Here is an 18,355-nt window from a genome sequence, read left to right on the forward strand (position 1 = left end):
GCCTATGAGCGCACCCCTGACCATCATCGGCTCCGGCATGGCGGGCCTCGGCCTGCTGCGTCAGTTGCGTGCAGAGCACCACCCGACGAGACCGGTGACGCTGATCACCGCCGACAGCGGAGATGACTACGCCAAGCCACTACTCTCCACCGGCTTCGTCAAGCGTTTGCCACCGCAGCGCCTGGCGACACGCTCGGCCCTGGAGGTTGCTGACGATCTTGGCGCCGTGGTGCGCACACACACTCGGGTGGAGGCGATCGATCCGGTGGCTCGGACCCTGACTATCGGCGCCGAGGCTCTACCCTGGAGCGAGCTGGTGCTGGCCACCGGTGCCGCACCGGTGCAGCCTTTCAGGGTGCCTGATGCGGTGGCCGACCGGGTGTTCAGCATCAATGACCTGGATGACTACCGTGCCTTCCATGCGGCCCTGGATGCGCTGGGCCGGCCGGCGCGCGTGGCGATCATCGGCATGGGCCTGGTGGGCTGCGAGTTCGCCAACGATCTCGCCGTCGGCGGCCATACCGTCGAGCTGGTGGCCCCCGAGCCGGCTCCCCTGCCTCGCCTGTTGCCGGAGCCGTTGGGCCGTGCCCTGGGTGAGGCCTTCCGGGAGGCTGGCATGGTGCTGCACACCGGACGTCAGCTGGTAGCCCTGGGGGCCGATGATGCCTCTGTCGGCCTGGAGCTGGACGATGGTGCTTCGCTGTCGGCCGACCTGGTGCTGGTGGCCACGGGGCTGCGGCCGCGCACCGGGCTGGCCGAGTCGGCGGGAATCATCACCAGTGGGGCAGGCATCCATACCGACCGGCACCTGGCGACCTCCGTACCGGGTATCCATGCCCTGGGGGATGCGGCCTGTGTCGATGGTGTCAATGCCATGTACGTACAGCCGCTGCTGGCCAGCGCCAAGGCCCTGGCCCGGACCCTGACCGGCACTCCCACTGCGGTGACCTATGGCCCCTGGCCGGTGCTGGTCAAGACCCCACTGTTGCCGGTGGTTGCCCTGCCGCCAGCCCGGCCTCCGTCACGCTGGCGCCTCGAGGGGGAGGGTGGTGACCTGACCGCCCTGGCCGAAGCGGAGGACGGACGTTTGATCGGATTTGCGTTGACAGGACGCTGCGTCCGTCGGAAAGTCGAACTGGCGCGAGCCGCGCCGCCATTGCTAGGCTAGGTTCGTCAACGACGGGCCTGCCGCGGATGGTGAGCCGATAGGCCGCGACGTTGAGCACCGGCATCATCCGCATGTCGTTTCTCGAGATTTCTCCGTCTGATGAATGACGTTCCGGGATCGAGCGAGTCGGCATGCGCGTGATGCACTGACAGGTGATGTGCCATAACAACACCGCCGGTGGTGAGCGCCGGCATGATGATGTCAATATCAGGAGGGCTGTATGCGCAAGCCAGAACTCGCCGCGGCGATTGCCGAGCGTGCCGATCTTTCCAAGGATAAGGCGAGCCAGGTGCTCAACGTCATCCTTGACGAGATCACCGGTAGCGTTTCCCAAGGGCAGGATGTGACCCTGATCGGCTTCGGTACCTTCAGCGTGCGGGAGCGAGCCGCGCGCACTGGCAAGAACCCCCAGACCGGCCAGCCCCTGACCATTCCGGCCAGCAAGACCGTCGCTTTCAAGCCGGGCAAGGGCCTCAAGGACGCCGTAGCGAAGTAAGGCAGTGCGGCCCGTTTCGTGCGGGTCGCCTCACACTCTAATTCTGGTGGCGGAACCGATATGAAACTGCGACTGATGCTGTGGCTGCTGGGGCTGATGCTCAAGCGTGCCCTGCGCCGCAAGGCGCGGTTTCGCGAACTGCTCGGCGAGATGCGTGGCCTCGACTGGGGCATCGCCACCGAGGACCTCACCATCGCCCGCCATTACCGTATGTCGCCTCGTGGTGTCCGCGCGGGCTCTGGCCTGCCGGTGGATCTCGACCTGGAGCTGCGCTTCGAGGACGAAGCCACGGCCATCAGTGTCCTCAAGAAACCCACACAGCAGGCTTTTCTCGATGGCATGATGGCCGGCACCGTGCGCCTGGTCGGCGACTCCGGCGACCTGCAGAAGCTGCAGCGGCTGCTCAAGCATCTATAGCTGAAAGCGCCGAGCGCCGAGCTACAAGCAAACCCGTGTAGCTTGCCCCGGTGGCATACACTGCTTGGCCGCTTGGCCGCTTGGCCGCTTGGCCGCTTGGCCGCTTGGCCGCTTGGCCGCTTGGCCGCTTGGCCGCTTGGCCGCTTGGCCGCTTGGCCGCTTTCAGACCTGCCCATAACGTCCCGCTTCCTCCCCTAACCAGCGCCGGATCAGTGGCTGGCTGGCCCTGGAATGCTCGTCGATCAGCGCTTCGGCCAGGGGCGCGACGCGGTCCAACAGATCGGCGTCGCGCTCCAGGTCGGCGACCTTCATCTGCGCGAGCCCCGTCTGGCGGGTGCCAAGGACTTCGCCGGGGCCGCGGATCTCGAGATCCTTCTCGGCGATGCGAAAACCGTCGGTGGTCTCGCGCATCACCGCCAGGCGCTCCCGGGAATGCGCCGACAGCGGCGGGTGATAGAGCAGCACGCAGAAACTCTCGACGGCGCCGCGCCCCACCCGACCGCGCAGTTGGTGAAGCTGGGAGAGCCCCAGGCGCTCCGGGTTCTCGATGATCATCAGGCTGGCATTGGGTACATCTACACCCACCTCGATTACCGTAGTGGCCACCAGCAGGTCCAGCTCGCCGTCCTTGAAGGCTTCCATCATCGCGGCCTTCTCGCGGGCCTTCATGCGCCCGTGGACCAGGCCGATGGCCAGTTCCGGCAGGGTCTCGATGAGCTCGTCGCGGGTCGCCTCGGCGGCCTGGCACTCCAGCACTTCGGACTCCTCGATCAGGGTGCAGACCCAGTAGGCCTGACGCCCCTCGGCGCAGGCATGGCGTATGCGCGCCATCACCTCGGGGCGGCGCTCGTCGGGCATCACCACCGTTTTCACCGGGGTTCGGCCCGGGGGCAGCTCGTCGATCACCGAGACGTCCAGGTCGGCATAGGCGCTCATTGCCAGGGTGCGAGGGATTGGGGTAGCGGTCATCACCAGCTGGTGGGGCGTCAGGCCGCCGGCCTCGCCCTTTTCGCGCAGCGCCAGGCGCTGGTGGACGCCGAAGCGGTGCTGCTCGTCGATGATCGCCAGGCCCAGACGCTGGAAGTGAACATCGCCCTGAAAGAGTGCATGGGTACCCACCACCATGCGCGCCCGCCCGTCGCTGATCGCCGCTTTTGTGTCCAGGCGTGCCTTTCCCTTGAGCTTGCCGGACAGCCAGGCCACCTCAATGCCCAGTGGCTCGAACCAGGCGCTGAAGGTGCGGTAGTGCTGCTCGGCGAGGATTTCGGTGGGGGCCATCACGGCTGCCTGGCAGTCGGCGGCGATGGCCGAGAGCGCCGCCATGGCGGCGACCACCGTCTTTCCCGAGCCCACGTCGCCCTGCACCAGGCGCAGCATGGGCACCTGGCGTGCCAGGTCGGCGGCGATCTCATCCAGCACCCGGCGCTGAGCGCCGGTCAGCGAGAAGGGTAGCTGGGTCAGGAAGCGGGCCTGCAGGCTGCGCCCGCCGGGCAGGGTCGGGGCGCCGTCTTCCTGGATGCGCTGGCGCACCTCCTGCAGGCTCAGCCGGTGGGCGAGCAGCTCTTCCAGGGCTAGGCGTCGCCGCGCGGGATGGTGGCCGGCCGCGAGCTGCTCTGCATCGGCCTCCGGCGGCGGGCGGTGCAGGGTGTTCAGGCAGTGGTGAAGCTCGGGCAGACCGAAGCGCTGTCGCAAGGGCGCGGGAATGCCATCGGGCAGAGCGTCCGGAGTGGCATCCAGGCGAGCAAGGGCCTGATCGATCAGCGCCCGCAGGCGGTTCTGGTGGAGGCCCTCGGTGGCCGGGTAGATGGGCGTCAGGTGATCTTCCACCGGCGTCTCACCGCCGGCCAGCAGGCGGTACTCCGGGTGATAGAGCTCGAGGCCAGTGGCGCCTGCGCGGGCCTCGCCGAAGGCGCGCACCCGGATCCCGGGCCGGAACTGCTGCTGCTGGGCCGGAGAGAAATGGAAGAAACGCAGGCTGAGGATCCCGGAGCCGTCGCGCAGGCGCACCAGCAGGCTGCGTCGCCGGCCTTGCACCACCTCGCCGGCCACCACCTCACCTTCTACGACGGCTTCATGGCCCGCGCTCAGAGTGGCGATGGGGGTGATTCGTGTGCGGTCCTGGTAGCGCAGCGGCAGGTGGAACAGCAGGTCGCTGACACGTTCGATGCCCAGCCGTGAGAGCTTTCCGGCTAGCGCCTCGCCGACGCCCTTGAGCTCCGTGACGGGTGCGTCAAGAGCCGTTGCGTCAGGGCTCATGCCGGCTCGAGCTCTGCCTGGCGGCAGCGCTTGATGGCATCGGTGACGGCATCGATGGCCCGGGGCCGCGGGAAGCTGGCACGCCAGGCGATGGCTACGGTCCGCGCGGGGGCCGGGGCGGTGAAGGGGCGGCTGATCAGCATGCCGCTCTCGTAGTGACCGGTACCGATGGCCGAGTGGGGCAGCACGGTGATGCCGAGCTTGGAGGCCACCATGTGGCGGATGGTCTCCAGCGAACCGCCCTCGGCAGTGAGGGTGTTCGAGGGGCTGTTGAGCTGGTGGCTGATGGCCGGGCAGGCCTCGAGGATCTGATCACGGAAGCAGTGGCCCTCGCCGAGCAGCAGCAGGCGCTCCTCCAGCAGGTTCTCCTTGTCGATGCTCTCCCGGGAGGCCCAGCGGTGGTCGGCAGGCAGCAGTACCTCGAAGGCCTCCTCGTAGAGCGGCTTGGTGACCACATCCGTCTCGGTGAAGGGCAGCGCGATGATGATGGCGTCCAGCTCGCCGCTGCGCAGCTTGCGGCGCAGGTTGCCGGTGAAGCCCTCCTCGATGTAGAGCGGCATCTGCGGGGCACGCCGGGAGAGTTCCGGGATAAGGTGGGGAAAGAGGTAAGGCCCAATGGTGTAGATGGCGCCGATGCGCAGGGGGCTCGCCAGCTGGTCGCGGCCGGCCGTGGCGAGCTCCTTGATGATGCTGCTCTGTTCCAGTACACGCTGGGCTTGCTCGACGATCCTCTCACCCAGCGGGGTGACCTGGACGGTGGATTTCGAGCGCTCGAACAGCGCCACGCCCAGTTCCTCCTCGAGCTTCTTGACAGCCACCGAGAGGGTCGGCTGGGAGACGAAGCAGCGCTCCGCCGCGCGTCCAAAATGCCGCTCCTGGGCCAGTGTCACGATGTAGCGGAGTTCTGTTAGAGTCATGGTGGTGCCGGCAGGCTACCTCTTCCGAAACGGGTGAAGGTCCCAGTGACCACGCCTTATACACAGGGACACAATAATGCCAATAGGGACTTTTTATCAGGGGGCGAGGAAAAGGTGAAGACGACAACACTGATTCTGGGCTGCGGCGACATCGGCATGGCCCTGGGGCGCGACCTGCTCGAGGCGGGGCATCGGGTGGTTGGAGCGCGCCGCAACCTGCGCGCGCTGGAAGGCAGCGGACTGGAGGCCGTGGCGGTCGACCTGAGCGACCCGGCCACCCTGACCCGGTTGCCGGACGCGGATACCCTGGTCTACGCGGTCAGTGCCGACCGCTTCGACGAAGCGGCCTATCGCGCCGCCTATCTCGATGGCCTGACCGCGGTACTGGGCGAGTTCGCGGGCCGCGACAAGCCGCCCGGACGGGTATTCTTCGTTTCCTCGACCAGCGTCTACGCCCAGCGTGATGGCGAGGTAGTCGATGAGACCAGCCCCACCGAGCCCTCGGGCTTCTCGGGCCTGCTGATGTGCGAAGCCGAGCAGGCGCTTATCAACCATGACCTGCCGGGCACCGTGGTGCGCTTCTCGGGCATCTACGGCCCCGGTCGAGACCGCCTGATTCACCAGGTTGGCGAAGGACGCATCGCCCCGTCGAGCCCCGTCATGTACTCCAACCGCATACACCGTGACGACTGCGCTGGGGTGCTGGCGCATCTGATCGGCCGTGACCTGGCCGGCGAGCCCCTCGAGGTCCTCTACCTGGGCAGCGACTGTGAGCCGGCACCCCTCAACGAGGTGATGGCCTGGCTGGCGACACAGCTCAGGGTCGAGGCCACCGAAACCATCCAGTCGCCGCTGCGTCGCCGCGCCAGCAAGCGCTGTGACAACACCCGGCTGCTCGAGAGCGGCTATCGTTTCCGCTACCCCAGTTTCCGCGAGGGCTATGCCCAGGTGCTGAAGGCTGGCGGTTTTCTCGAGACGCAGAAGACCTAAGCCGGGCTCAGAAACTGCCCAGGCGATACCCCAGTGACAGAACCTCGAAGCCCTCATTGGGGAGCTTGATGTCGGCATTGGAATAGTGCCTGACACTAAGTCTGAGCTCGCCCGACCCGAGGGGCATGCCTAGCGCCAGTCGGTCTTCGAATTGGAAAGCGCTGCCAAGGTCCCGCGACTCGAGGCGGGTATCCAGAAATAGGGCCGCGCCGATGCCAGCCTCGGCGAACCAGGGTATTCCGCCCTGAGCGGTGTAGCGCAGTGCAGGTCTCACTATCCAGGCGGCATTGTCGGATTCGCGGTCACCCTCGTAAAGCTGCACGCCGGTGGAAAGGCCCAGGCGCCAGGCTCCCGAGAGCCAGTCCGACAGCAGTGACTCGTCGTTATGCACCATCACGCCGAGTGCTGCGGTATCTTCGCTTGTGGCACCTGCTTCAAGGGCCCAATTGACGGCCTGTGCCGAGCCGCTGGAAAACAGGGCCGCAGCGGTCATGATGGCAGCTAGATGGCGTCGTGATGTCATGAGATGTTCTTCCAGATGAATAGGGCCAAGATGGCGGTAGGGTTCCGGCGCGGTGGCTAGGAATTAGTGGTTTCGGGATCGGGCCAGGGTCTCGTAGCGGGCTCCGTCATTCTCCGTGAAGGAGCGCACCAGCGAAAGCCGCCGGTAGGGCCAGGTCAGGTCGATCTCGGACAGGTCCTGGGTCTCCAGTCGGCGGGCTCGGCGCAGCAGGGTGATGTGAGGCACGAAGTGCCCTGGCCTGTCGCTGAAACCGAACGACGCCAGCTTATCCCACACTGATGCATGGAGCTGCTCCAGCGCCGGCGAGCGGCCACCTACCCAGACGATGCCGGGGCGACGGAAGGTGCCCCAGGAATCGAGTCGCCACTCGCCCGGAGGTACCGTCATGTCAACGACCCATTGGAACAGCTCGTCGGCTCGCTCCTCCTCGACTTCGCCGAGGAAGGCCAGCGTCAGGTGCAGGCTTGCATCCGGCATGCGTCGCCCACCGCAGTGGGCCTGGGCGAGATCGGCCAGTTCCCCCAGCCGCTTGCGCAGTGAATCAGGCGGCTCCAGCGCCAGGAATAAACGCAAAAAGATCGTCCTTCCGCTCAGTCGCCGATGACCATTATACCCTCCGCCTCGAACTGGGCTCCCTTGGGCAGCGCCTTGACGCCTACCGCAGCACGGGCCGGAAAGGGCTTCTCGAAGAATTCCTCCATCACCTCGTTGACCACCGCGAAGTTTTCCAGGTCGACCAGATAAAGGTTCAGTTTGACCACATCTTGCAGAGTGCCAGCTGCCTCCTCGCAGACGGCCCTGAGATTGGTGAAGACCTGGCGCGCCTGGGCCTCGATGTCGTCGGAAACGATCACCATGGTGGCCGGGTCCAGCGGGATCTGCCCGGAAAGATACACGGTGTTGCCGGCCTTGATGGCCTGGGAATAGGGGCCGATGGCGGCGGGAGCCTGGTCGGTGTTGATAACGGCCTTGTTGCTCATGGTGGTTCTCCTTGCGGTCCAGCTTCTCGAAATGGGAAAACAGCCCGCCAACCGTTTCATGGGGCCAGCGAGCGGAAAGGACTCAGTTGCCGAGGCGAGTGATGCGGCCTACGTTGGCGAGGTTGCGCAGGCGCTTGATGATGCGTGCCAGGTGCACGCGGTTGCGTACCGAGAGGACGAGATTGACGATCGACAGCCGCGCGTCGCGCTCCTCGATGCCGATGCGCTCGATGTTGGCGCCGGCATCGGTGACCAGGGCGGCGAGCTCCGCCACCAGGCCGCGACGGGTCTCCATCTCCAGGCGCAGGGCGGCAGGGAAGTCCTCCTCGATGTCGTCGGACCACTCCAGGGCGAAAAGCTTGTCCGGGTCGTTCTTGAGTTCGCCCAGATTGCGGCATTCGGTGCGGTGAACCACGATGCCCTTGCCCGTCGACAGGTGGCCGACTACCGGGTCGCCGGGCAGTGGACGGCAGCAGCGGGCAAACTTGATCACCATGCCTTCGGCACCGCTGATCACGATGGGTCTCTGAGCACGCCCCTGATGCTGCATGGGTTCGCTCGTCTCGCCCTGTTGCAGGTCAATCAACCGGCGAGCTACCACATGGGCAACCCGAGTGCCCAGCCCGATGGATTCCAGCAGGCTCTCCTCTGCCTTCAGTGAATGCTCCTTGAGCAGGCTGTCGAGCAGGCCCTCTGGCAGCTCCTCGAGGCTGGTCTCGAAGGGGGCCAAGGCCTTGTTGAGCAGGCGCCGGCCGAGTTGCACCGCCTCGGTATGCTGCTGATGCTTGAGGGCGTGGCGGATCGCCGAACGGGCCTTGGCAGTGATCACGAAATTGAGCCAGGCCAGGTTGGGTCGCGCTCCGGGAGCGGTGATGATCTCCAGGGTCTGGCCACTCTCCAGGCGGGTGGAGAGCGGGGCCAGGTGGCGGTCGATGCGACAGGCGATGCAGCTGTTGCCGATGTCGGTATGTACGCTGTAGGCGAAGTCGATCACCGTAGCGCCCTGGGGCAGCTCCATGATGTCGCCCTTGGGCGTGAACACATAGATGTCATCGGGAAAGAGGTCGTTCTTGACGTGCTCGATGAACTCCAGCGAATCTCCGGCGTGGCGCTGCATCTCCAGCAGCCCCTTGACCCAGGCCCGTGCCCGGGCATGGCTGCCCTGGGCGATGGGGTGCTCGGTCTGGCCGGCCTTGTAGAGCCAGTGTGCGGCGATGCCATTGTTGGCCAGGGCCTCCATCTCGCGGGTGCGAATCTGCACCTCGATGGGCATGCCCCCAGGGCCGAACAGGGTAGTGTGCAGGCTCTGGTAGCCGTTGGCCTTGGGGATGGCGATGTAGTCCTTGAAGCGCCCCGGTACCGGCTTGTAGAGGTTGTGAACCACCCCGAGGATGCGATAGCAGCTGTCGACGTCCTCGGTGAGGATTCGAAAGCCGAACACGTCCATGATCTCGGCAAAGGACTTCCGCTGGTCGCGCATCTTGCGATATATCGACAGCAGGTGTTTCTGGCGGCCGATCACCGTGCCCGGCAGGCCTTCGTCGTCGAGACTCTGCTGCAGGCTGGTCTGGAGCTGGCGGATCGTCGAGCGACGGTGGCCCCGGGCATTGGAGACGGCGCGCTTGATGCGTTCGGCGCGCATCGGGTAGAGGGCCTGGAAGGAGAGGTCCTCGAGCTCGACGCGGATGGTGTTGATGCCCAGCCGGCTGGCGATACGGGCGTAGATCTCCAGCGTCTCGCGAGCGATGCGGCGTTTCTTCTCGGGGCGCAGGGCACCCAGGGTGCGCATGTTGTGCAGGCGGTCGGCGAGCTTGACGATGATCACTCGGATGTCGCGTGACATCGCCAGCACCATCTTCTGGAAGTTCTCGGCCTGAGCGACCGCCTTGTCCTCGAAGGCGATCTGGGTCAGCTTGGAGACACCGTCGACCAGTTCGGCGACGGGCTTGCCGAACTGCTCGCCCAGGGCTGTCTTGGAGACGCCGGTATCCTCGATCACATCGTGCAGCATCGCGGCCATCAGGCTCTGATGGTCCATGTGCATGTTGGCCAGGATGTTGGCCACCGCCAGGGGATGCGTGACATACGGCTCGCCGGAACGACGGCGCTGACCATCATGGGCCTGCTCGGCATAGTAGAAGGCGCGCTTGACCTGTTGGATCTCGTCCTGGGGAAGGTAGCCGCCGAGTCGGTCGGCCAGGTCATCGATGGTGAACATGCGGCGCGCCCTGACTGCTGCGTGATGGCTCCGAGGGAAAGCGCTCCTGCGTCGGGAGGGGCAGGATCACTCCTCGACGTGGGTGCCCGGCTCGAACTCGGGCCGCACGCGTACCGGCGCGGCCTCTATCGGTTCGTCGAGCACGCTGACGTCCACCAATCCGTCGGCGATCTCGCGCAAGGCCATGACCGTGGGCTTGTCGTTCTCCCAGGGCAAGAGGGCATCGCGGGAGCCGCGGGCCAGCTGGCGAGCACGGTGAGTGGAGATCATCACCAGCTTGAAGCGGTTTTCGACGTTTTCCAGACAATCTTCGACGGTGACACGTGCCATGGATGCCTTCCTGAATAATGCTGACGGGCAAAACCCCGGTTGACGTGGGAGCGCCCCGGGAATTCCACCAATGAGTAGACCAGATAGATTACTCGACGCCCGGTTACCCTGACAAGCGCCGCGGCTGGAGTTAGGCCAAGAGCGCCGTGAGCAGCGGGGCGTGATGCTCGCTTACCCGGTCGCAGGTCAGACGACGAGCAATGACCAGCGACTGCAGCTCGCGCAGCGCGGTGGTGAAGTCGTCGTTGATCACCAGGTAGTCGTACTCGTCGTGGTGGGACATCTCGTCCACCGCATCGCGCATGCGTCGGGCGATCACCGCATGCTCGTCGGTGCCACGGCTGGCCAGTCGGCGCTCCAGCTCCTCCCGGGAGGGGGGCAGGATGAACACCGAGACAGCATCGGGCAGCTGCTGACGAACCTGGCGAGCACCTTGCCAGTCGATCTCCAGGATCACGTCCTGGCCGGCGGCGAGCATCGCCTCTACGCTGTGGCGCGAAGTGCCGTAGTAATTGTCGAAGACCCGGGCATATTCGAAGAAATCGCCGTGCTCGATCATCGCCTCGAAGGCCGGCACGTCCACGAAATGGTAGTTGACGCCGTTCACCTCACCTTCGCGGCGCTCCCGGGTGGTGTGGGAGACCGAGACCTGGATGCCGTCTAGACTCTCGACCAGCTCGCGCACCAGGCTGGTCTTGCCGGCGCCGGAAGGGGCGGAAACGATGAAGAGCGTACCTTGGGCCATGAGCGGGGGTCCCTGACATTACAACGGATGGTGAGCGGCTGCAGAGAGGGCGGATTATCGCACAGAATGGCGGCCGGCCTGTAGCGGAGGCCTATTCGATGTTCTGGATCTGCTCGCGCATCTGTTCGATCAGCACCTTGAGTTCCACGGCACAGCGGGTGGTGGCCGCCACCACCGACTTGGACGAGAGGGTGTTGGCTTCGCGGTTGAGTTCCTGCATCAGGAAGTCCAGGCGGCGCCCCACCGGGCCCGGCTGGTCGAGCTGGCGCTCCACTTCGGCAACGTGAGTGGCCAGGCGGTCGAGCTCCTCGTCGACGTCGGCCTTCTGAGCGAGCAGCACCAACTCGGCCTCCAGCCGCTGGGGCTCCAGTTCGGCACGCATCGCTTCCAGCCGCTCCAACAGCTGGACCCGCTGGCGTTCGAGGATATGCGGCATCAGCCGGCGCACCTCGGCCACCTGGGCGTTCACTGCGGTCAGCCGTTCGCGGATCAGTGCAGCGAGCTTATCTCCCTCCCGGGCACGGCCGGCGACCAGGTCGGCGAGGGCGGCCTGAAACAGCGCCAGCGCCTCCTGCTTGACGGCTTCCATGTCGGGACCGCGGCGGTCCAGCACGCCGGGGTGGTCGAGGAGGCTAAGGGCATCGGGCATGGCGGCCTCCGGCACGCTTTCGCGAATCTCTCCCAGGGCCGTGGCCAGCGCCGCCAGGCGACGGCGGTCGACGGTCAGTGCAGCCTCGTTGCCGGCGGGCTCGAAGCGCAACGTGCATTCGAGCTTGCCGCGGGCCAGGCGATTGCGCAGAGCCTCGCGGAACAACGGCTCCAGGTCGCGCAGCGCTTCCGGCAGGCGGAAGTGGGGTTCGAGGTAGCGCTGATTCACCGAGCGCAGCTCGATCTGCAGGGTGCCGGCGGCGGTGTCGCTATCCTGGCGTGAAAAGGCGGTCATGCTGTGGGCCATGGTGCCTCCCGATGCGCCGTGATCTCTGTGGGCCGGGCAGTGTAACCGATTCCCCGCCCAGACCGTGTAGATCAGAGCGTGTAGAATGGTCCTCTTCCATCACGTGACGTCTCGTCACCATCCCGATTCAAGAGAGGTGCCATGTCTTCGGAGATCCGGCGTCCAAGCGGACGCGCCCCCGACCAGTCTCGCGAGATTCGTCTCACCCGCGACTATACCCGCCACGCAGAGGGCTCGGTGCTGGTGGAGTTCGGCGACACCAAGGTCCTGTGCAACGCCAGCGTCGAGGTTGGCGTGCCGCGCTGGCTGCGTGGCAAGAAGCAGGGTTGGGTGACCGCAGAATACGGCATGCTGCCCAGGGCCACCCACACCCGGGGCAGCCGCGAGGCGACCCGCGGCAAGCAGGGCGGCCGTACCCTGGAGATCCAGCGGCTGATCGGTCGCTCGCTGCGGGCGGCGGTGAACCTCAAGAAGCTCGGCGAATTCACCATCACCGTGGATTGTGACGTCATCCAGGCCGATGGCGGCACCCGCACAGCCTCCATCACCGGCGGCTGCGTGGCGCTGATCGATGCCATTCGTCACCTGCAGCGCGAAAAGCTGATCAAGGGTGACCCCTTCCATCAGCTGGTGAGCTCGGTCTCGGTGGGGCTGTTCAAGGGGCTGCCGGTGGTCGACCTGGACTACCCCGAGGACTCCAGCGCCGATACCGACATGAACGTGGTGATGGCCGAGGAAGGCGGGCTGATCGAGGTGCAGGGCACCGCCGAGGCTGGCACCTTCAGCCGTGCCCAGCTCGACGCCATGCTCGACCTGGCCGAGAAGGCCGGCAACGAGCTGTTCGAGCACCAGCGCGAGGCGTTGGGCATGCCTCGCTGATCCTGTCCATTCCCCCTAACGCACAGTGCCGGCCTATGTGGCCGGCACTGTGCGTTCCGGCGGACCAGAACGGCGACGAAGGGAGCGGGCTCAGAGCGTCAGATCATACTCGACGATCAGCGGGGCAAACTCCGAGAAGGTGGCATCGTAGTCGATCCAGGCGTCCACCACATGGCGGCGGAACTCGGGGCCCACCACCTGATAGTCGATGCGCCAGCCTTCCTGGCGGGAGCGCGGCACTTCCTGGTCGAGCTTGGGCCACCAGGTGTACTCGCCGGCATCGCGGTTGATCTCGCGAAAGGTGTCGATGAAGCCGGTGGGACCGAACACCTGGTCCATCCAGGCGCGCTCCTCGGGCTTGAAGCCGGGCGTGGTCTGGTTGTCGGCCCAGTTCTCCAGGTCGAGGGTCTTGTGGGCGATGTGCCAGGTACCACAGATGATGTACTCGCGGCGCTTGCGGGCCATCTTCGACAGGTATTCCTGATACTGAGCCATGAAGGCCTGCTTGGCGGCAACGTCGCTGCCGTCGGGCATCAGGAAGCTGGCGATGCTGAAGCGGTCATAGTCGGCCTGCAGGAAACGTGCCTCGTGATCGCACTGGGGAAACCCCAACCCGTACATGATCGCCTTGGGGATCTTGCGGCAGTAAAGGCCTACCCCAGAGAAGCCGTCCTGCTCGGCATCGAGGAAATAGCCCTCGTAGCCCTCCGGGTAGAGGATGCTGTCGTCCAGCTCGAAGCTCTTGGCCTTGATATTTTGAACGCAGACGACATCGGCGTCTTGGCCGGCCAGCCAGTCGAGGAAGCCTCGACCTACGGCCTCGCGGATGCCGTTCACATTGATGGTGGCGATTTTCATACATGGTCCCTTTTGCGTCGCGCATGTATGATACCCGACGTTTCGACGTTTGGGTAAATGGCCCCGGTCGATAGGCGTGATATAGGCCCTTGATCGAGAAATAATGGGTCCTTGACCGTGAAGAGGAGGCCCTGTGGCGGACCAGCCGGGCGAGCAGCGCATGCAAGACTACCAGCGGGAGTTTATCGAGTTTGCCATCGAACAGGGCGTGTTGAGTTTCGGCGAATTCACCCTGAAGTCCGGCCGGGTCAGCCCCTACTTCTTCAACGCTGGCCTGTTCCGTAGCGGTGGTGCCCTGGCACGACTGGGGCGTTTCTATGCCCGTGCCATCCAGGCCAGTGGCCTCGAGATCGACGTGTTGTTCGGTCCGGCCTACAAGGGCATCCCGCTGGCGGCTACCACCGCCGTGGCGCTGGCCGACCACCATGATCGTGATCTGCCTTACGCCTTCAACCGCAAGGAGGCCAAGGACCACGGCGAGGGTGGCAACATCGTCGGTGCCACGCTCGAGGGGCGGGTCCTGATCATCGACGACGTGATCACCGCCGGCACCGCCATTCGCGAGGCGATGGGCCTGATCGAGGCCGCGGGTGCCCGAGCGGCCGGAGTGCTGATCGCCCTGGACCGTCAGGAGCGTGGTGGTGACGACAGCGATCCGCGCAGCGCCATCCAGCAGGTCGAGTCTGCCTATGGGATGCCGGTGGTCAGCATTGTCACCCTGGACCTGGTGCTCGAGTATCTCGAAGAGCATACCGGCGAGGTGATGCGGCCCCATGCCGAGGCGATCCGCACCTATCGCGCTCGCTACGGTGAGGGAGGCGACTGAGCGTCACGCGGCGTGCTGCCGGTGCTTGCCAGTCGTCTCTCGGGCCCCGCACGGGGCCCGAGTGCGTTGTGAGCCCTTCATATCAGGAGTCGTTGATGCTCGATGTGGTGCTCTACCAACCCGAGATTCCCCCTAACACCGGCAACCTGATCCGCCTCTGCGCGAACACCGGGTTCCGGCTGCATTTGATCGAGCCGCTGGGCTTCGTGCTGGATGACAAGCGCCTGCGGCGCGCCGGACTCGACTATCACGAGTGGGCGCGGGTCAGGGTCCATACCGACTGGGCGAGCTTTCTGGCCGAGGTGGCACCGGCCCGGGTGTTTGCGTTCTCGACGCGGGGCCGGACTGGCTATCATGAGCCCGCCTACCGCGAGGGTGATGCCCTGGTATTCGGCCCCGAGACCCGCGGCCTGCCCCAGGCGATGCTCGATGCTCTGCCCGAGGAGCAGCGGCTGCGCATACCCATGCGCCCCGACAGCCGCAGCCTGAACCTCTCCAACGCCTGTGCGGCTGTGGTCTTTGAAGCCTGGCGCCAACTGGGCTTCGTCGGTGCGGTTAAGCTGTCTTGAACCCTGTTTTTTATCACTTGTAGGAGCGCAGCTTGCTGCGCGAATGCGGAGGAGCTGACCCTATGTCCATCCAGCAGCGCCTGGCCAGCTTGAACCCGCGTCAGCAAGAGGCCGTACGCTACATCGACGGCCCCTGCCTGGTGCTGGCCGGTGCCGGTTCCGGCAAGACCAGCGTGATCACCACCAAGATTGCCTACCTGGTGCAGGAGTGCGGCATGAGTGCCCGGCGCATCGCCGCGGTGACCTTCACCAACAAGGCCGCCCGGGAAATGAAGGAGCGCGTGGGGAGCATGCTCAAGGGCAAGGAAGGACACGGCCTGACCGTGTCCACCTTCCATACCCTGGGGCTCAACATCATCCGCAGCGAGCTCAAGGCGCTGGGCTACCGGCCGGGTTTCTCACTGTTCGATCCGGAGGATGCCAAGGCGCTGCTGCGTGACCTGATGAACAAGGACGCCCAGGTCGATGCCGACCAGATAAACGCCGTGCAACACCAGATCTCCCAGTGGAAGAACGACCTGGTGCTGCCCGGCCAGGCCCTCTCGCATGCCGTGGACGACGACGAGCAGTATGCCGCTCGGGTCTATGAAGCCTATGTGCGCCACCTCAAGGCCTACAACGCCGTGGACTTCGACGACCTGATCCTGCTGCCGGTGGTGCTGCTGCGCGACGATTCCGAGGCACTGGCCCGCTGGCGTCGCAAGATTCACTACATGCTGGTGGACGAGTACCAGGACACCAACATTAGCCAGTATCTGCTGGTCCGGCTGTTGATGGGCGAGCGGTCGACCTTCACCGTGGTGGGCGACGACGACCAGTCGATCTACGCCTGGCGCGGGGCGCGCCCCGAGAACCTGGTGACCCTGGGCGAGGACTTCCCGCGCCTCAAGGTGATCAAGCTGGAGCAGAACTACCGCTCCACCGGCACCATCCTGCGCACCGCCAATGCGCTGATCGCCAACAATCCCCACGTCTACGACAAGACCCTTTGGTCGGAGATGGGCGAGGGCGCGGCGATTCGCGTGGTGGTCAACCGCCACGAGGAGGCCGAGGCCGAGCGCGTGGCCAGCGAGATCCTCACCCGGCGCATCAAGGAGAGGGCCGAATGGCGCGATTTCGCTGTGCTCTATCGCGGTAATTTCCAGGCCCGGCTGCTGGAGCTCAAGCTGCAGCACTACCAGATTCCCTACAAGCTCTCCGGGGGCACCTCCTTCTTCTCGCGCAACGAGATCAAGGATGCCATGGCCTACCTGCGGCTGCTGATCAACCCGGCCGACGATAATGCCTTCCTGCGCATCGTCAATGTGCCGCGCCGCGAGATCGGCCCCGGCACCCTGGAGAAGCTCGCTAACTATGCCAACGAGCGAGGTACCTCGCTGTTCGCCGCCTGCCACGAGCTGGGGCTGGAGCAGCAGTTGCCAGTCAGAGCGGTCGAGCGGCTGGGGAGATTTACCCATTTCATCGACGGCGTGCGACGGCGCATGGACCAAGGTGATGCCATCGAGGCCATCCGCGGCATGCTCCACGAGATGGATTACGAGGCCTGGCTCTACCAGAACGCCAGCGCGCCGACCATCGCCGAGCGGCGCATGGCCAACGTCTGGGTACTGGTCGACCAGCTGGAGAAGTCCATGAACCGTGATCCCGAGGACACGGCGAGCACAGAGACCGAGACCGATGACGTGGAGTCGGCCATCTCACGGCTGGTGCTGCGCGACATTCTCGAGCAGCAGGCCGAGGAGGACGACTCCGACCGCATACAGCTGTTGACCATGCACGCTTCCAAGGGGCTGGAGTTTCCCCACGTTTACTTGATGGGCCTGGAGGAAGAACTGTTGCCCCATCGCAACGCCATCGAAGCGGGCACGGTGGAGGAGGAGCGTCGCCTGGCCTATGTGGGCATCACCCGGGCGCGACGCACCCTGACTCTGACGCTGGCTCGCCAGCGCAAGACCTATGGCGAGCTGATGGACTGCACGCCCAGTCGCTTTCTCGATGAGCTGCCGGCGGGGGATCTGGAGTGGGAGGGTCGCGCCGATCGGGAAGACCCCGAGAAAAAGCAGGCGCGCGGGAAGGACGCCATTGCCGGGCTGCGTTCCTTACTCGGCTGACGGCTTCCTGCCCAGACGCAAGCGGGGCGCCCTGAGGCGCCCCGCTTGCTTTCCCGCTGGCGGGAACTTACTTCACCGGCTCGACCAGGTAGTCGGTGGCTGCCTTCACCTCATCATCGGAGAGGTTGGGGTTGCCACCCTTGGCCGGCATGGCATTGAAGCCGTTGATCGAGTGGTCATAGAGAGTCTCCATGCCCTTCGACATGCGGTCCGCCCACTGATCGGCATTGCCGCGCACCGGCGCACCGGCAGCCCCTGTGTTGTGGCAGGCCATGCAGATCTGGTTGTAGATCGCCTCGCCATCGATACCTGCATGAGCCGGCTCATCGCCCGAGGCGGCGTCTTCCTTGTCTGAGGCCGCTGCTTCCTCTTCACTGGAGGCGGCCGCATCCCCGTTCGCAGCCGCTTGTTCTTCGCCGGAAGCGGCATCTTGCTCGGCGCTAGCCATCTGCTCCTCGCCGAGGCGGTCTTCTTCCTCGCCGGAAGCCGCTTCCTCGGCCTGCGCCTCATCGCCACCTTGTTCCGGTACGTCCATCACGGGCTCGACGAGGTAGGCGGTCGCCGCTCTCATCTCCGCGTCGGAGAGGTTGGGGTTGCCGCCCTTGGCCGGCATGGCGTTGAAGCCGTTGATGGAATGGCTCAACAGAGTCTCGAAGCCTTTGCCGGTACGCTCGCTCCAGGCGGCCTCGTCGCCGCGTACGGGGGCTCCAGCGGCGCCCGTTTCGTGGCAGGCCATGCAGACATTGTTGTAGATGCCTTCGCCATCCACGCTGCCGCCACCACTCGAGGTATCACCGCCACCGCTGCTGGATGCCATGGCGGTGCCACAGTCCTCGCCTTGCAGACAGAGTTCCCCGACCGGCTTCAGGCGTTCCGCGATGGCCTCGCGCTCGGCGTCGTCCTGTGCAACGGCACTACCTGCGGTCAGACCCAGGGTGGCCAGACACCCTATTATCAGCTTGCTGGATTTCACTCTCACCACCTCTCGACGGTCCTGTCATCGGAATCACGCTCGGCATCACGTCAGTCGGTGGACACCATGGCGCGCATTAACTGACTGCAGTATACCGGCATCACTAACGCCTGGAAAATGTCCCGGTTCATATACCATGGCTGG

The 18,355-nt window shown here is 65.3% G+C and carries 19 protein-coding genes; 8 read left to right on the plus strand and 11 right to left on the minus strand.

Going from position 1 to position 18,355, the window contains the following annotated elements; translation table 11 throughout:
* Positions 1-4 precede the first annotated feature (4 nt).
* The 3 genes from U5L98_RS02435 (at position 5) to U5L98_RS02445 (ending at position 2,081) form a co-directional block, all read left to right on the plus strand.
* Entirely contained in the window at positions 5-1,168 is a 1,164-nt protein-coding gene (locus tag U5L98_RS02435) for an NAD(P)/FAD-dependent oxidoreductase (RefSeq protein WP_322556760.1), read from the plus strand.
* 220 nt (positions 1,169-1,388) lie between these two features.
* Positions 1,389-1,664 (plus strand): HU family DNA-binding protein, encoded by a 276-nt coding sequence (locus U5L98_RS02440; protein ID WP_040183570.1) that lies wholly within the window; start codon positions 1,389-1,391, stop codon positions 1,662-1,664.
* A 60-nt stretch (positions 1,665-1,724) separates the two neighbouring features.
* Entirely contained in the window at positions 1,725-2,081 is a 357-nt protein-coding gene (locus tag U5L98_RS02445; protein ID WP_322556761.1) for a hypothetical protein, read from the plus strand.
* A gap of 162 nt (positions 2,082-2,243) precedes the next feature.
* On the opposite strand, the gene recG is transcribed toward U5L98_RS02445, so the two are convergent.
* A complete protein-coding gene (gene recG / locus U5L98_RS02450; protein ID WP_322556762.1) occupies positions 2,244-4,337 on the minus strand; it encodes an ATP-dependent DNA helicase RecG in 2,094 nt (697 codons plus the stop codon).
* Positions 4,334-5,254: a hydrogen peroxide-inducible genes activator gene (locus tag U5L98_RS02455; protein WP_322556763.1), complete on the minus strand. Its 921-nt coding sequence runs from the start codon at positions 5,252-5,254 to the stop codon at positions 4,334-4,336. The genes recG and U5L98_RS02455 overlap by 4 nt, the downstream gene beginning before the upstream one ends.
* 114 nt (positions 5,255-5,368) lie before the next feature.
* Here U5L98_RS02455 and U5L98_RS02460 point away from each other — a divergent pair, with 114 nt between their 5' ends.
* On the plus strand, positions 5,369-6,244 hold the full coding sequence (locus tag U5L98_RS02460) for an SDR family oxidoreductase (RefSeq protein WP_322556764.1): 876 nt from the start codon (positions 5,369-5,371) through the stop codon (positions 6,242-6,244).
* Between the two features lie 7 nt (positions 6,245-6,251).
* Here U5L98_RS02460 and U5L98_RS02465 read toward each other — a convergent pair whose 3' ends face one another.
* The 7 genes from U5L98_RS02465 to U5L98_RS02495 all read right to left on the minus strand — a co-directional run bounded on the left by U5L98_RS02465 (position 6,252) and on the right by U5L98_RS02495 (position 11,995).
* On the minus strand, positions 6,252-6,767 hold the full coding sequence (locus U5L98_RS02465; RefSeq protein WP_322556765.1) for an acyloxyacyl hydrolase: 516 nt from the start codon (positions 6,765-6,767) through the stop codon (positions 6,252-6,254).
* 63 nt (positions 6,768-6,830) lie between these two features.
* Entirely contained in the window at positions 6,831-7,340 is a 510-nt protein-coding gene (thpR, locus tag U5L98_RS02470; protein ID WP_322556766.1) for an RNA 2',3'-cyclic phosphodiesterase, read from the minus strand.
* A gap of 17 nt (positions 7,341-7,357) precedes the next feature.
* Positions 7,358-7,747: a RidA family protein gene (locus U5L98_RS02475; RefSeq protein ID WP_322556767.1), complete on the minus strand. Its 390-nt coding sequence runs from the start codon at positions 7,745-7,747 to the stop codon at positions 7,358-7,360.
* 82 nt (positions 7,748-7,829) lie between these two features.
* Entirely contained in the window at positions 7,830-9,965 is a 2,136-nt protein-coding gene (locus tag U5L98_RS02480; protein WP_322556768.1) for a RelA/SpoT family protein, read from the minus strand.
* A 66-nt stretch (positions 9,966-10,031) separates the two neighbouring features.
* Complete coding sequence (rpoZ, locus tag U5L98_RS02485) at positions 10,032-10,295, minus strand: DNA-directed RNA polymerase subunit omega (RefSeq protein WP_151442054.1); 264 nt, start codon at positions 10,293-10,295, stop codon at positions 10,032-10,034.
* Between the two features lie 130 nt (positions 10,296-10,425).
* Positions 10,426-11,040 carry a guanylate kinase gene (gmk, locus tag U5L98_RS02490; RefSeq protein ID WP_322556769.1) on the minus strand — a complete coding sequence of 205 codons (615 nt, stop codon included), beginning with the start codon at positions 11,038-11,040 and terminating at the stop codon, positions 10,426-10,428.
* Between the two features lie 91 nt (positions 11,041-11,131).
* Positions 11,132-11,995: a YicC/YloC family endoribonuclease gene (locus U5L98_RS02495; protein ID WP_322556770.1), complete on the minus strand. Its 864-nt coding sequence runs from the start codon at positions 11,993-11,995 to the stop codon at positions 11,132-11,134.
* A 141-nt stretch (positions 11,996-12,136) separates the two neighbouring features.
* Here U5L98_RS02495 and rph point away from each other — a divergent pair, with 141 nt between their 5' ends.
* Positions 12,137-12,874 carry a ribonuclease PH gene (rph, locus tag U5L98_RS02500; RefSeq protein ID WP_322556771.1) on the plus strand — a complete coding sequence of 246 codons (738 nt, stop codon included), beginning with the start codon at positions 12,137-12,139 and terminating at the stop codon, positions 12,872-12,874.
* A gap of 90 nt (positions 12,875-12,964) precedes the next feature.
* Here rph and U5L98_RS02505 read toward each other — a convergent pair whose 3' ends face one another.
* Positions 12,965-13,732 carry an exodeoxyribonuclease III gene (locus U5L98_RS02505; protein ID WP_322556772.1) on the minus strand — a complete coding sequence of 256 codons (768 nt, stop codon included), beginning with the start codon at positions 13,730-13,732 and terminating at the stop codon, positions 12,965-12,967.
* 160 nt (positions 13,733-13,892) lie between these two features.
* On the opposite strand from U5L98_RS02505, the gene pyrE reads away from it, so the two are divergent.
* From pyrE to rep, 3 genes are all read left to right on the plus strand, one after another.
* Entirely contained in the window at positions 13,893-14,558 is a 666-nt protein-coding gene (pyrE, locus tag U5L98_RS02510; RefSeq protein ID WP_322557061.1) for an orotate phosphoribosyltransferase, read from the plus strand.
* A 95-nt stretch (positions 14,559-14,653) separates the two neighbouring features.
* Positions 14,654-15,127 carry a tRNA (uridine(34)/cytosine(34)/5-carboxymethylaminomethyluridine(34)-2'-O)-methyltransferase TrmL gene (gene trmL / locus U5L98_RS02515; protein ID WP_322556773.1) on the plus strand — a complete coding sequence of 158 codons (474 nt, stop codon included), beginning with the start codon at positions 14,654-14,656 and terminating at the stop codon, positions 15,125-15,127.
* 62 nt (positions 15,128-15,189) lie between these two features.
* Positions 15,190-17,238: a DNA helicase Rep gene (gene rep, locus U5L98_RS02520; protein ID WP_322556774.1), complete on the plus strand. Its 2,049-nt coding sequence runs from the start codon at positions 15,190-15,192 to the stop codon at positions 17,236-17,238.
* Between the two features lie 67 nt (positions 17,239-17,305).
* On the opposite strand, the gene U5L98_RS02525 is transcribed toward rep, so the two are convergent.
* Complete coding sequence (locus U5L98_RS02525; RefSeq protein ID WP_322556775.1) at positions 17,306-18,211, minus strand: c-type cytochrome; 906 nt, start codon at positions 18,209-18,211, stop codon at positions 17,306-17,308.
* Positions 18,212-18,355: the final 144 nt, after the last annotated feature.

The organism is Halomonas sp., from assembly GCF_034520545.1.
Lineage (GTDB): Bacteria > Pseudomonadota > Gammaproteobacteria > Pseudomonadales > Halomonadaceae > Halomonas.